The following is a 12,827-nucleotide window of genomic DNA, read 5'->3' on the forward strand; positions in this document are numbered from 1 at the left end:
ATGGGTCAGAAAGTCAATCCCGTCGGCCTTCGCGTTGGCATCAACCGGACCTGGGACAGCCGCTGGTTCGCCGCTCGCGGTGAATACGGCAGGCTGCTTCATGAAGACCGCGCCATCCGCGCCCACATCATGAAAGAGCAGCGCGAAGCCGGCATCTCGAAGGTCGTCATCGAGCGTCCGCACAAGAAGTGCCGCGTCACCGTCATGACGGCGCGTCCCGGCATCCTGATTGGCAAGAAGGGCGAGAAGATCGAGCGTCTGCGCGCCGATCTTGCGAAGCTGACGAGCTCGGAAGTTCACCTGAACATCCTCGAGATCCGCAAGCCAGAAATCGACGCCACGCTGATCGCCGAAGGCATCGCTCAGCAGCTTGAGCGCCGCGTTGCGTTCCGCCGCGCGATGAAGCGCGCTGTTCAGTCGGCTCTCCGTCTCGGCGCCGTCGGCATCCGTATCAACGTCGCCGGCCGCTTAGGTGGCGCTGAAATCGCCCGCACCGAATGGTATCGCGAAGGCCGCGTGCCGCTGCACACGCTTCGCGCCGACATCGATTTCGGCTACGGCGTTGCACGCACCGCTTACGGCATCATCGGCATCAAGGTGTGGGTCTTCAAGGGCGAGATCATCGAGCACGATCCGATGGCCTCCGACAAGAAGCTCACGGAAATGCAAGAGAGCGGCGCTCCGCGTCCGCGTCGTGACGATGGCGACCGTCAGGATCGTCGTGATCGTCGTCCGGGCCGCGGTGGACGCGGCGGCGGTGGTGGCCGTGGTGGCGCGGGTGGCGGCAACGCACCGGCCGCTTCCGACGCTACTCCGTCGGCGCCCGAAGCGTAAGGAATTCAGAGGCACACAATGCTGCAACCGAAACGGACCAAGTTCCGCAAGCAATTCAAGGGCCGCATCCACGGCGTCGCTAAGTCGGGCACCACGCTCGCTTACGGCGAAGTGGGCCTCAAGGCCATGGAGCCCGAGCGTCTCACCGCTCGGCAGATCGAAGCTGCGCGCCGCGCTATTGCTCGTCACACGAAGCGTGCCGGCCGCATGTGGCTGCGCATCTTCCCGGACGTGCCGGTGTCGAAGAAGCCTGCCGAAGTCCGCATGGGCTCCGGTAAGGGTTCGCCCGAGCTTTGGGTGGCGCGCGTGAAGCCGGGCCGCATCATTTTCGAGCTTGGCGGTTTGAATCCCCAGGTCGCTAAAGAAGCGCTGGCGCTCGGTGCTGCGAAGCTGCCGATCAAATGCCGCGTCATTACGCGAATTGAATAGGAGTTGAGGAACAGTCATGGCCGACGAATTTAAGGGCATGTCGATCGATCAGCTCGACGACCAGCTGGCGAAGCTGAAGAAGGAGCAGTTCAACCTGCGCTTTCAGAAGGCCTCGGGCCAGCTCGAGAACACCGCGCGCATCCGGACGGTCCGCCGTGACATCGCGCGCGTCAAGACCGCAGCCGTTGCCCGGCGCGGTGGCAGCGTCAAAAAAGGCGCGTAAGGGAGAACGAGATTATGCCGAAGCGCGTGCTGCAGGGTGTCGTGGTATCCGACAAGAACGACAAGACCATCGTCGTTCAGGTTGAGCGTCGCTACACCCATCCGCTGCTGAAGAAGACCGTGCGTCGTACGAAGAAGTACCACGCTCACGATGAATCGAATTCGTTCAAGGTAGGCGACCAGGTCGAAATTCAAGAGACCCGGCCGATCTCCAAGAACAAACGTTGGATTGCCGTCGCGAATTGAGGCATAAGCCTCGCTTCGCTAAGCGATCGAACGCTTACGTAGAGCGCCTTTCAGGCCGTCGGAGAGTTGGGAATTGCCCCAAGACCCCGCGAGCCGGTTGGGAAAATGATGAGATGGGCTTGGAGAGTATGCCTCTCGAAGCCATGAGAGAAGGAATGACGCGATGATCCAGATGGAGAGCAATCTCGACGTCGCCGACAATTCTGGCGCGCGCCGCGTCCAGTGCATCAAGGTGCTGGGCGGCTCGAAGCGCAAGTACGCGACAGTGGGTGATACCATCGTCGTCTCCGTCAAGGAGGCGATCCCGAAGGGTCGCGTCAAGAAGGGCCAGGTGATGAAGGCTGTCATCGTCCGCGTCGCGAAGGGTATCCGCCGCGCCGACGGTTCGCTGATCCGCTTCGATCGCAACGCCGCTGTGCTGGTCAATGCCAACGGCGAACCCGTCGGCACCCGCATCTTCGGACCCGTGACGCGTGAGCTTCGCGCCAAGAACCACATGAAGATCGTATCGCTTGCGCCGGAGGTCCTCTGATGTCGGCTTTTAAAATCAAGAAGGGCGACAACGTCGTCGTCCTCGCCGGCCGCGACAAAGGCAAGCGCGGTGAGGTGATCGAGGTTCGCCCGAAAGAACACCGTGCCCTCGTGCGTGGCGTCAACATGGTGCGCCGTCATCAGCGCCAGTCGGCGACCCAGGAAGGCGGCATTATTTCCAAGGAAGGTCCGATCGACCTCTCGAACATCGCGCTCGAGGATCCCAAGGACGGCAAGCCGACCCGCGTTGGCTTCAAAGTCCTCGCCGATGGCAAGAAGGTCCGCGTTGCGAAGCGCTCGGGCGAGCAGATCCCGGAGAAGAACTAAGCCATGGCTAAGGAAGAAAAAAAATCAGTGAAGCCGCAGGGCGGCGCTGCCCAGGGCGGTGACAAGAAGGCGAAGGCCAGCAAGAAGGCCGCTTCGTCCGAGCCGCGTGCACCTGCTGCGCCGCGTCCGGCCGATTACAAGCCGCGCATGAAATCGCATTACGAGAAGGTCGTCCGCAACGCTCTCAAAGAGAAGTTCGGCTACGCCAACGTGATGCAGATTCCGAAGATCGAAAAAGTCGTCATCAACATGGGCGTTGGCGAAGCCGTCAACGATCGCAAGAAAGTTGACGTCGCGGCTTCCGATCTCGCGCTCATCGCCGGTCAGAAACCGGTCGTTACCCGCGCCCGCAAGGCCATCGCAACGTACAAACTGCGCGAAGGCATGGCGATCGGCGCCAAGGTAACGCTCCGCGGCGACCGCATGTACGAATTCCTCGACCGGTTCGTCACCATCGCGCTGCCGCGCGTGAAGGACTTCCGTGGTCTGAACCCGAAGAGCTTCGATGGCCGTGGCAACTACGCGACCGGCCTGAAGGAGCACCTCGTGTTCCCCGAAATCGACTACGACAAGGTCGACAACGTTTTGGGCCTCGACGTGATCGTTTGCACGTCGGCCAAGACCGATGACGAAGCCCGTGAATTGCTCAAGGGCTTCAACTTCCCGTTCCGTAGCTAGAGGACCTCGGCACTCAAAGCCGAAAGGCCTTTGGAGGAGAAGAAATGGCAAAAGTCAGTTCGATCGAAAAGAACAACCGCCGCCGCAAGATGGTGGCGGAGCAAGCCCCGAAGCGTAAGCGCCTGAAGCTGCTCGCTAAGGACAAGACCAAGACGCCGGAAGAGCGTTTCGCTGCCCGCTTGAAGCTGGCCGAGATGCCCCGTAACGGCTCGAAGGTGCGCATCCGCAATCGCTGCGAGATCACCGGCCGCCCGCGCGGCAACTACCGCAAGCTCAAGATGTGCCGCAACCAGCTCCGCGAGCTGGCGAGCCAGGGCCGCATCCCGGGCATGGTCAAGTCGAGCTGGTAAGAGGAAGCATCAATGTCCGTGAATGATCCCATCGGCGATATGCTCACTCGCATCCGGAACGCCCAGATGCGTCGCCGTCCGAAGGTTGCGACCCCGGCCTCGAACCTCCGCGCGCGCGTCCTCGACGTTCTCGCTGAGGAAGGCTACATCCGTGGCTATAGCCGCGTCGAAATGAAGGGCGAACTCCCTCAGTTCGAGATCGAGCTCAAGTATTACAATGGCCAGCCGGCCATCCGTGAGATCGAGCGTATCTCGAAGCCGGGCCGCCGCGTTTATTCGCCCGTGAAGGGCATCCCGACGGTCGCCAACGGCCTCGGCGTCGCCATTCTGTCCACGCCGAAGGGCGTCATGTCGGACACGAAGGCGCGCGAAGCCAATGTCGGCGGCGAAGTCATCTGCAGTATTTTCTAAGGCTGGGGCTTTGGCCTCGGCGAAACAAGGTTTGAAGAAGCCATGTCGCGCATCGGTAAGAAACCCGTTCCGGTCCCGTCGAACGTAACGGCGACGATCACCGGTCAGACCGTCAAGATGAAGGGACCCAAGGGCGAGCTCGCCTTTGTTGTTCCCGACGCTTTGAAGGTTCAGAGAACGGACGAAGGCATCGACGTCAGCCTTCTCGAAGACACCAAACTTGCACGCTCGAAGTGGGGCATGTCGCGCACTCAGATCGCGAACCTCATCAAGGGCGTGACGGACGGCTACAGCCAGGATCTCGAAATCCATGGCGTGGGCTTCAAGGCGTCCATGAAGGGCAAGGATACGCTGACCCTTTCGGTCGGCTACAGCCACGACGTCGTGCTGAAGATTCCGGCCGGTGTCGAGGTCAAGGTTGGCGGCGCCAAGCAGGAACTGGTCAACGTTTCCGGCATCGACAAGCAGGCGGTCGGCCAGGTGGCATCCGTCATCCGCGCCTCCCGCAAACCTGAGCCTTACCAGGGCAAGGGTGTGCGTTATAAGGGCGAATACATCCTCCGCAAGGAAGGTAAGAAGAAGTAGGATCGGCACCGATGGCCAATATGAACCAAAAACTTGCGAACCGCCGTGCGCGCGTTCGCCGTGCCGTCAAGGCAGCCTCCAACGGCCGCCCCCGGCTCTCTGTTCACCGCTCGTCGGAGAACATCTACGCTCAGGTGATCGACGACGTGAAGGGCGTAACGCTCGCCGCTGCCTCGACGCTCGAGAAGGACGTCAAGGGTACGCTGAAGACCGGCGCCGACAAGGCGGCCGCTGCAGCCATCGGCAAGCTCGTTGCAGAACGCGCTGTCAAGGCTGGCGTCACCGAGGTCGTTTTCGATCGCGGCAGCTTCCTGTTTCATGGGCGCGTCAAGGCGCTCGCCGATGCCGCCCGTGAAGGCGGTCTGAAGTTTTAAGAGATACTCGAGAGGAACTAGATCGTGGCACGTGGACCCCAGAGAGAGCGTGGCAGAGACCGCGAGGAACGCGATAGCGAGTTTTCCGATAAGCTCGTGCACATCAATCGCGTTGCGAAGGTCGTCAAGGGCGGTAAGCGCTTCGGCTTCGCTGCGCTGGTCGTCGTCGGCGACCTGAAGGGCCGCGTCGGTTTCGGCCACGGCAAGGCGCGTGAAGTGCCCGAAGCGATCCGCAAGGCAACGGAAGGCGCCAAGCGCAACCTTCTTCGCGTGCCGCTGCGCGACGCTCGCACGCTTCATCACGATAGCGTCGGCCGTCACGGCTCGGGTAAGGTGATCTTGCGCTCGGCTCCGGCCGGTACGGGTATCATCGCCGGTGGTGCAATGCGCGCCGTCTTCGAGATGGTCGGCGTTCACGACATCGTCGCGAAGTCAATGGGCTCGACGAACCCTTACAACGTCGTTCGCGCCACGTTCGACGCGCTGAAGGCCCAGGAAAACCCGCGCGGCGTCGCAGCACGTCGCAACAAAAAGGTTTCCGATATCGTATCGCGCCGTCGCGACGGCTCGTCGATTGCCGAAGCCGGCGCCGACGTCTGATAGAGAACAACGAAAGCGGCCGGTTGTGCCGTGCCGCTTTGCTATGGGATTTTGAGGTTACGACATGTCGAAGAAAACGATCACGCTGAAGCAGGTGCGCAGCCCCAATCGGCGCCCCGAGCGGCAGGCTGAGACGCTGATCGGCCTCGGGCTGAACAAGCTCGGTCGCACCTCGACGCTCGAAGATACCCCGGCCGTCCGCGGCATGCTGAAAAAAGTTCAGCATCTCGTCCAGGTCGAAGAAGGGAAATAACCACGCTCGGCGGCCTGCTCCCGGAACGGGAGTCGCCGAGCGCAAGCAAAGAAGGATCTGGGTCCCATGCGGCTCAATGGCATTAAAGACAACCCCGGCGCCAAGAAAACGCGCGTCCGCATCGGCCGTGGTATCGGTTCGGGCCTCGGCAAGATGGGTGGCCGCGGCGGCAAGGGCCAGACGGCCCGTACCGGCGTCGCGATCGGCGGCTTCGAAGGCGGCCAGATGCCGTTGCATCGTCGTCTGCCGAAGCGTGGCTTCAACAAGTGGCGTCCGCAGGATTTCAACGAGATCAACGTCGGCTCGCTGCAGCAGGCCATCGAAGACAAGCGTCTCGACGGCTCGAAGCCGGTTGACCTTGCGACGCTGATCGAGGCCGGCATCGTTCGCCGCCCGAAGCACGGCCTGCGCCTTCTGGGCGATGGCGAGATCAAGGCCAAGATCTCGATCACGGTCAACCATGCTTCCGCCAAGGCGAAGGAAGCGATCGAGAAAGCCGGTGGCACGATCACGCTGATCGAGCCGAAGGTCATCGCCGCTGACGAAGAAAAGCGGAAGAAGTCAGAGGCCAAGAAGGCTGCTCAGGGCAAGAAGCCCGGCGCCGCGAAATCGGAAGATTAATCGCGCGCCCGGCCGGAGCGGGGGACTGGTCCCGGCCGAGCGTTCGAGGCTGGAAGGCACTGGAAACGGCGCGTTCCGGACCCAAGTTGTGGTTGGGCCTGTCGGCCATCGCCACAACGGTTAGGAGAAGAGACCAATGGTTTCCGCTGCCGAGCAGCTTGCTTCGAACCTGAATTTCAGCGCCTTCGCAAAGGCGGAGGATTTGAAGCGGCGCCTGTGGTTCACGCTTGGTGCGCTGATCGTCTTCCGCCTGGGCACGTTCATTCCGCTGCCGGGCATCAATCCGGCCGCATTCGCCGAGACCTTCAAGTCTCAGGCGGGCGGCATTCTTGGCATGTTCAACATGTTCTCGGGCGGTGCGCTTCAGCGTCTCGCCATTTTCTCGTTGAACATCATGCCGTACATCTCGGCGTCGATCATCATGCAGTTGATGAGCTCGATTTCGCCGAAGCTCGAAGCCCTCAAGAAAGAGGGTGAGGCGGGCCGCAAGCAGATCAACCAATATACGCGCTACCTGACGGTCGTGCTCGCCGCGCTCCAGGCTTACGGCATCGCCGTCGGCCTCGAAGGCTCGCGCAACGCCGCCGGCGCTGTCGTCATGGATCCCGGCCTGTTCTTCCGCGCCACGACCGTTATCACACTGGTCGGCGGCACCGTGTTCCTGATGTGGCTCGGTGAGCAAATCACGCAGCGCGGCGTTGGTAACGGCACGTCGCTGATCATCTTCGCCGGTATCGTCGCGGGCCTTCCCGGCGCGCTGGTACAACTTTTCGAGCTGTCGCGTACCGGCTCGATCTCGCCCGGCATTCTCGTGTTCTTCCTGGCGCTCGCTCTGGCGGTCGTCGCGGCCATCGTCTTCTTCGAGCGCGCCCAGCGGCGTCTGCTCGTCCAGTATCCGAAGCGACAGGTCGGCAATAAGATGTTCCAGGGCGAGGCGTCGCACTTGCCGCTGAAGCTCAACTCGTCGGGCGTCATTCCGCCGATCTTCGCCTCGTCGCTGCTGTTGCTGCCGATCACGGTTGCCCAGTTTACGGCAGGGCAGGGGCCGGAATGGCTCAACGAGGCGGTCGCCGCGCTCGGTTCAGGCCAGCCGCTCCACATGCTTGTGTACGCGCTGCTGATCCTGTTCTTCGCGTTCTTCTATACCGCGGTTGTGATCAACCCGAAGGAAACGGCCGACAACCTGCGCAAGTACGGCGGCTTCCTGCCCGGTATCCGCCCTGGCGATAAGACCGCCGAGTATATCGACTACGTTCTGACCCGCATCACCGTCGTCGGCGCACTCTATCTTGCAGCAGTCTGCGTTCTCCCTGAGATCCTGACGTCCTACGCCGGCATCCCGCTCTACTTCGGTGGCACCTCGCTGCTGATCGCCGTCAGCGTCACGATGGATACCGTCGCTCAGGTCCAAAGCCACCTGATCGCCCAGCAATACGAAGGCCTCATCAAGAAGGCCAAGCTTCGCGGGACGCGCCGATGATCCTGATGCTGTTGGGCCCGCCAGGAGCGGGCAAAGGGACGCAGTCGCAGATCATTTCCGAGAAGCTCGGACTGCCTCAGCTTTCCACCGGCGATATGCTCCGCGCAGCCGTGAAAGCCGGAACGCCGGTCGGCCTCAAGGCTAAGAAGATCATGGCGGAAGGCGGCCTCGTCAGCGACGAGATCGTGATCGGCATCATCGCCGACCGCATTTCCGAGCCGGACTGCGCCAAGGGCTTCATTCTGGATGGTTTTCCGCGCACGCTGCCCCAGGCCGACGCGCTGGACGATCTGCTGAAGTCGAAAAACCGCCATATCGATTGCGTGATCGAGCTGAAGGTCGACGACACCAAGCTCGTGGAGCGGATCGAGACCCGCGCTCGCGAAACGCTCGCGGCAGGTGGCACAGTCCGCGCCGACGACAACGCCGAGGCCCTGAAAACGCGCCTGATCGCTTACTACCGCGAAACGGCGCCGCTCATTGGTTACTATTATGCTCACAAGCTGCTGAAGTCGATCGACGGCATGGCGCCGATCGCCGACGTAAGCCGCCAGATTGGTGCATTGTTGAATCAATTCCAGGATGCTTGACAAAGAAAAAAGCACGCATTGACGGAAGGGAAGACCCGAGGTAGAACACGCAACTTTCTTCTAGGGCTCAACTTGATCCGACCAGGGCTTGAACCCCCGGTTCTGCGGTCGTTGCGCCTTTTGGCACTTGAGAAATATCGAAGACGGCATCGTTAATTCGACACGAGATTAAAGGCAGGAGACTGAAGTGGCCCGCATCGCAGGCGTCAACATTCCGACAGGCAAGCGCGTTGAAATCGCGCTGCGTTATATTCATGGCATTGGCCCCAAATTCTCGAAAGAGATTTGCGAGAAGTGCAGCATCCCGCCGGAGCGCCGCGTCAATCAGCTGACCGACGCTGAGGTCCTGCAGATCCGTGAAACCATCGATCGCGATTACACGGTCGAAGGCGATCTTCGCCGCGAAGTTCAGACCAACATCAAGCGCCTGATGGACCTCGGTTGCTACCGCGGTCTTCGTCACCGCAAGGGCCTCCCCGTTCGCGGTCAGCGCACGCACACGAACGCCCGCACCCGCAAGGGCAAGGCTGTTCCGATCGCCGGTAAGAAGAAGGCGACGAGGTAGTTCGTCACCGCAAATTTCTGCGCGCCGGTCTGGTTTTTAAGATCTCCGGCGCGCGCAACGTTTTTAGCCTCATCGGTTGAGGCATGGAGCAACGACGGTAATGGCCAAGGAAGCAGCAGCGCGCGGCAAAGTCAAAAAGCGCGAGAAGAAGAACATCACGTCGGGCGTCGCGCACGTCAACGCGTCGTTCAACAACACCATGATCACGATCACCGACGCGCAGGGCAACACGATCGCCTGGTCGTCTTCGGGCACGAAGGGCTTCAAGGGCTCGCGCAAGTCGACGCCCTACGCTGCTCAGATCGCTGCCGAAGATGCCGGCAAGAAGGCCCAGGAGCACGGCATGAAGGTGCTCGAAGTCGAAGTCTGCGGTCCGGGCTCGGGTCGTGAATCGGCACTCCGCGCGCTTCAGGCTGTTGGCTTCCAGATCACCTCGATCCGCGACGTGACGCCGATCCCGCACAACGGCTGCCGTCCGCGCAAGCGCCGTCGCGTCTAATACGAAATTCTGCCAGCGCGCCGCTCGTCCGGCGCGCGGCGATGCATGCACTGCTCAAGAGATTCCGCGGCCCGCTCCCCCGTCCGCGCCAAACTAAACGAGGTATCTCGTGAACGTTCTCCAGAAGAACTGGCAAGACCTGATCAAGCCGTCGAAGCTTGAAATTCAGACCGGCCGCGATCGTTCGCGCATCGCGACGGTCGTCGCTGAGCCGCTTGAGCGCGGCTTCGGCATGACGCTCGGCAACGCGCTCCGCCGCGTGCTGCTTTCGTCGCTTCAGGGCGCCGCCATCAAGACCGTGCAGATTGACGGCGTGCTGCATGAGTTCTCGTCGGTCCCCGGCGTCCGCGAAGACGTGACGAACATCATCTTGAACATCAAGGAAATTGCGCTCCGCATCCATTCGGAAGGCGTGAAGCGCATGGTGCTCAAGAAGGAAGGCGCTGGCCCCGTCACCGCCGGTGACATCGAAATGTCGTCCGAAGTTGAAGTCCTGAACCCCGACCACGTGATCTGCCACCTCGACCAGGGCGCCGCGATCCGCATGGAGTTCACGGCCGACATCGGCAAGGGCTACGTCGCGTCTGACCGCAACCGTCCGGAAGATGCGCCGATCGGCCTGATCCCGGTCGACAGCCTCTATTCGCCGGTCAAGAAGGTCTCCTACAAGGTTGAGAACACCCGCGAAGGCCAGATCCTCGACTACGATAAGCTGACGATGGTCGTCGAAACCGACGGCTCGGTCCGCCCGGAAGATGCCGTCGCGCTTGCCGCACGCATCCTGCAGGACCAGCTCGCGGTCTTCATCAACTTCGAAGAGCCGAAGAAGGCCCAGGAAGAGCAGCGCCATCCGGAGCTCGCCTTCAACGCCGCGCTTCTCAAGAAGGTCGACGAACTCGAGCTTTCGGTCCGCTCTGCGAACTGCCTGAAGAACGACAACATCGTCTACATCGGCGACCTGATCCAGAAGACGGAAGCCGAGATGCTGCGCACGCCGAACTTCGGCCGCAAGTCGCTCAACGAGATCAAGGAAGTCCTCGCCACGATGGGTCTCCATCTCGGCATGGAAGTTCCGAACTGGCCGCCGGACAACATCGACGAGCTGGCGAAGCGTTTCGAAGACCAGTACTAAGAATTCCGGCTGGCCCGCGGTTCGTGGGCCGGCCGAATACCCGGATAGCTCAGAGAGCACCGGGTCCTATGAGCGAAGGTGAGGCCACAGAAACTCCCGCGCTCAGACCGGACAGCAATCCGCTGACGGTTGCTTTCACAATGTAAGGATGAAGATACGATGCGACACAAGAAACTCGGCCGCCGTTTTGGCCGCCACGTTGGTCACCGCCAGGCAATGTTCTCGAACATGGCGGCTGCCCTCATCAAACACGAACAGATCGTCACCACGCTGCCGAAGGCGAAAGACCTGAAGCGCGTCGTCGATAAGTACATCACGCTCGCAAAGCGCGGTGACTTGAACTCGCGCCGCCTCGCGATCGCGCGTCTCCGCGACGAAGACATGGTCAAGAAGCTCTTCGACGTGCTCGCTGCACGCTACAAGGACCGCAACGGCGGCTACACGCGCGTGCTGAAAGCCGGTTTCCGCTACGGCGATAACTCGCCCCGCGCCGTCATCGAACTCGTCGATCGCGACGAGAGCGTGAAGGGCGCCGAGGACAAGGCCCGCCACGAAGCCATGCTTGCCGAGCAGGCCCAGAGCTAACTCGCGCTTGAGGCGACCAGCACGAATTTGCTATGGCCGGGCAAGCCCGGCCATTTGCGTTTGTGGCTTTTAAGCTATGGCGTTGATGCGCTCGTTAGACTGGCAGCCAAAATCAAAAACCCCGGCGCTGAGAGCTGCGCCGGGGTTTTGCTTTGGGGGCGATATGATGTGTAAGCGTGCGTAGGAGCGGGATTAAATCCTGCAGGCTCAGCACATCGAGAAATTGCGATGCCCCCTCCAGCTCTTTCGCCGAGGTTGTCGCTCATCTGCATTACACGTGTGTGACGCGAGCCCCGCAGACTGCATTTTATCGTCGATCTGACGTTGCCATCTGGACGCTTTCTGCCCGACTATCGTCTCTATTCGGTGCGCGAGGCGCGTGCCGCCTTTGAAACGGTTGGTGCGTCACATGCCTTCGGATTCTCAGGTCGTCGTGACCGGCGCAACCGGTCTTGTCGCCAAGTATACGATTGCCGAGTTTCTGCGTCGTGGACACAATGTTCGCGGCACGCTGAGAAACATGGGTAAGGCGGATGGCGTTCGCGCGGCGGTGACGCGCCTCGGTGCTGATGCTTCGAAGCTGTCGTTTGCGGTCGCCGATCTGACCAGCGACGCCGGCTGGGACGACGCCATCGCGGGCGCCGATGCCGTCGTTCATACGGCTTCGCCGTTTCCGATTTCGCAGCCGGACGATCCCGATGACGTGATCTTGCCCGCGCTCGATGGCACGCTGCGCGTTCTCCGCTCCGCGACGAAAGCTGCCGTCACGCGCGTGGTGCTGACGTCATCCACCGTCGCGATCTTCTACCCCAGTGGCGTGTCGGCGGGGCACATCTATTCCGAGCAGGATTACAGCGATGAAACGCGCCCCGATCTGACGCCCTACGTCAAATCGAAAACCATCGCCGAAAAGGCCGCGTGGGACTTCGTCGAGTCGACACCCGGTGCCCCCGAGCTGGTCGCCATCAATCCGAGTTTCGTGCAAGGCCCGGCCGTCGATGCCGATCTTTCGACCTCGCACGAGCTTTATCGTATCATGGCGAAAGGGACCTATCCGGCAGCTCCGAGCATAAGCTTTCCCGTGACGGATGTGCGCGACGTCGCCGCAGCGCACGCGGAAGCGGCAGTACGTCCCGGCGTCGGCGGCAGCCGCTATCTGGTCGGCGAGGGGCGCTTGAGCCTTTATGAGCTGGGCCGCATCATGGCGCGCGAACTGCCGGATATCGCGTCCAAGGTGCCGAAATTCGAGCTTCCCGACTTTGCCGTGCGAATAGCTGCCATATTCGACAGGAAGTTGCGGACCGTTCTGCCTGAGCTCGGCGAAAAGAAAGACTACACCAACGCCAAAGTGAAGGCAGAACTGGGCCTTACGCTCCGTAACGCCGACGACGCCGTCGTCGCCGCGGTTCGATCATTACGAGACCTTAGGTTGATCTGACCGTACCCCAGACCTTATCTCTGCGATCGGATTCGTCTCGCCGGAGACGGTCGAGCATCAACTATGGGGCGGTCTTG

Annotated in this window: 21 protein-coding genes; all 21 read left to right on the forward strand. The window is 61.5% G+C overall.

All coding sequences use genetic code 11. From position 1 onward, the window contains the following. The 21 genes from rpsC (at window position 1) to RLW55_RS13460 (ending at window position 12,750) form a co-directional block, all read left to right on the forward strand. A complete protein-coding gene (gene rpsC / locus RLW55_RS13360; protein ID WP_409560367.1) occupies window positions 1-834 on the forward strand; it encodes a 30S ribosomal protein S3 in 834 nt (277 codons plus the stop codon). Between the two features lie 18 nt (window positions 835-852). Next, window positions 853-1,263 carry a 50S ribosomal protein L16 gene (rplP, locus tag RLW55_RS13365; protein ID WP_013948185.1) on the forward strand — a complete coding sequence of 137 codons (411 nt, stop codon included), beginning with the start codon at window positions 853-855 and terminating at the stop codon, window positions 1,261-1,263. A 16-nt stretch (window positions 1,264-1,279) separates the two neighbouring features. Beyond that, complete coding sequence (gene rpmC / locus RLW55_RS13370; protein ID WP_409560366.1) at window positions 1,280-1,486, forward strand: 50S ribosomal protein L29; 207 nt, start codon at window positions 1,280-1,282, stop codon at window positions 1,484-1,486. A 14-nt stretch (window positions 1,487-1,500) separates the two neighbouring features. After that, window positions 1,501-1,731: a 30S ribosomal protein S17 gene (rpsQ, locus tag RLW55_RS13375; RefSeq protein ID WP_013948183.1), complete on the forward strand. Its 231-nt coding sequence runs from the start codon at window positions 1,501-1,503 to the stop codon at window positions 1,729-1,731. Window positions 1,732-1,894: 163 nt separating this feature from the next. Next, window positions 1,895-2,263 (forward strand): 50S ribosomal protein L14, encoded by a 369-nt coding sequence (rplN, locus tag RLW55_RS13380; RefSeq protein ID WP_013948182.1) that lies wholly within the window; start codon window positions 1,895-1,897, stop codon window positions 2,261-2,263. Further along, entirely contained in the window at window positions 2,263-2,589 is a 327-nt protein-coding gene (rplX, locus tag RLW55_RS13385) for a 50S ribosomal protein L24 (RefSeq protein WP_013948181.1), read from the forward strand. Before rplN ends, rplX begins: the two co-directional genes overlap by 1 nt. Before the next feature lie 3 nt (window positions 2,590-2,592). Next, window positions 2,593-3,267: a 50S ribosomal protein L5 gene (gene rplE, locus RLW55_RS13390; RefSeq protein ID WP_423414446.1), complete on the forward strand. Its 675-nt coding sequence runs from the start codon at window positions 2,593-2,595 to the stop codon at window positions 3,265-3,267. A gap of 44 nt (window positions 3,268-3,311) precedes the next feature. Beyond that, window positions 3,312-3,617, forward strand: coding sequence for a 30S ribosomal protein S14 (gene rpsN / locus RLW55_RS13395; protein ID WP_013948179.1), 306 nt, complete (start codon window positions 3,312-3,314; stop codon window positions 3,615-3,617). A gap of 12 nt (window positions 3,618-3,629) precedes the next feature. After that, window positions 3,630-4,028: a 30S ribosomal protein S8 gene (gene rpsH, locus RLW55_RS13400; protein ID WP_013948178.1), complete on the forward strand. Its 399-nt coding sequence runs from the start codon at window positions 3,630-3,632 to the stop codon at window positions 4,026-4,028. 42 nt (window positions 4,029-4,070) lie between these two features. Beyond that, window positions 4,071-4,613, forward strand: coding sequence for a 50S ribosomal protein L6 (gene rplF / locus RLW55_RS13405; protein ID WP_013948177.1), 543 nt, complete (start codon window positions 4,071-4,073; stop codon window positions 4,611-4,613). A gap of 11 nt (window positions 4,614-4,624) precedes the next feature. Then, a complete protein-coding gene (gene rplR, locus RLW55_RS13410; RefSeq protein WP_013948176.1) occupies window positions 4,625-4,987 on the forward strand; it encodes a 50S ribosomal protein L18 in 363 nt (120 codons plus the stop codon). 24 nt (window positions 4,988-5,011) lie between these two features. Next, window positions 5,012-5,587: a 30S ribosomal protein S5 gene (gene rpsE, locus RLW55_RS13415; RefSeq protein WP_013948174.1), complete on the forward strand. Its 576-nt coding sequence runs from the start codon at window positions 5,012-5,014 to the stop codon at window positions 5,585-5,587. A gap of 64 nt (window positions 5,588-5,651) precedes the next feature. After that, window positions 5,652-5,840 carry a 50S ribosomal protein L30 gene (gene rpmD, locus RLW55_RS13420; protein ID WP_013948173.1) on the forward strand — a complete coding sequence of 63 codons (189 nt, stop codon included), beginning with the start codon at window positions 5,652-5,654 and terminating at the stop codon, window positions 5,838-5,840. Between the two features lie 66 nt (window positions 5,841-5,906). After that, a complete protein-coding gene (rplO, locus tag RLW55_RS13425; RefSeq protein WP_414463042.1) occupies window positions 5,907-6,461 on the forward strand; it encodes a 50S ribosomal protein L15 in 555 nt (184 codons plus the stop codon). Window positions 6,462-6,597: 136 nt separating this feature from the next. Next, on the forward strand, window positions 6,598-7,941 hold the full coding sequence (gene secY, locus RLW55_RS13430; protein WP_409560363.1) for a preprotein translocase subunit SecY: 1,344 nt from the start codon (window positions 6,598-6,600) through the stop codon (window positions 7,939-7,941). Next, window positions 7,938-8,531: an adenylate kinase gene (locus RLW55_RS13435; RefSeq protein WP_013948170.1), complete on the forward strand. Its 594-nt coding sequence runs from the start codon at window positions 7,938-7,940 to the stop codon at window positions 8,529-8,531. The genes secY and RLW55_RS13435 overlap by 4 nt, the downstream gene beginning before the upstream one ends. 187 nt (window positions 8,532-8,718) lie before the next feature. Beyond that, a complete protein-coding gene (rpsM, locus tag RLW55_RS13440; RefSeq protein WP_013948169.1) occupies window positions 8,719-9,096 on the forward strand; it encodes a 30S ribosomal protein S13 in 378 nt (125 codons plus the stop codon). Window positions 9,097-9,196: 100 nt separating this feature from the next. Further along, window positions 9,197-9,595 carry a 30S ribosomal protein S11 gene (rpsK, locus tag RLW55_RS13445; protein WP_013948167.1) on the forward strand — a complete coding sequence of 133 codons (399 nt, stop codon included), beginning with the start codon at window positions 9,197-9,199 and terminating at the stop codon, window positions 9,593-9,595. Window positions 9,596-9,704: 109 nt separating this feature from the next. Further along, window positions 9,705-10,727: a DNA-directed RNA polymerase subunit alpha gene (locus tag RLW55_RS13450; RefSeq protein WP_013948166.1), complete on the forward strand. Its 1,023-nt coding sequence runs from the start codon at window positions 9,705-9,707 to the stop codon at window positions 10,725-10,727. 159 nt (window positions 10,728-10,886) lie between these two features. Beyond that, window positions 10,887-11,312, forward strand: a complete 426-nt coding sequence (gene rplQ, locus RLW55_RS13455; protein WP_013948165.1) for a 50S ribosomal protein L17 — start codon at window positions 10,887-10,889, stop codon at window positions 11,310-11,312. A 409-nt stretch (window positions 11,313-11,721) separates the two neighbouring features. Continuing rightward, window positions 11,722-12,750, forward strand: a complete 1,029-nt coding sequence (locus RLW55_RS13460) for an NAD-dependent epimerase/dehydratase family protein (RefSeq protein ID WP_423414447.1) — start codon at window positions 11,722-11,724, stop codon at window positions 12,748-12,750. Window positions 12,751-12,827 lie beyond the last annotated feature (77 nt).

This window comes from Hyphomicrobium sp. B1, from assembly GCF_049532635.1.
In the GTDB taxonomy this organism is placed as follows: Bacteria; Pseudomonadota; Alphaproteobacteria; order Rhizobiales; family Hyphomicrobiaceae; genus Hyphomicrobium_B.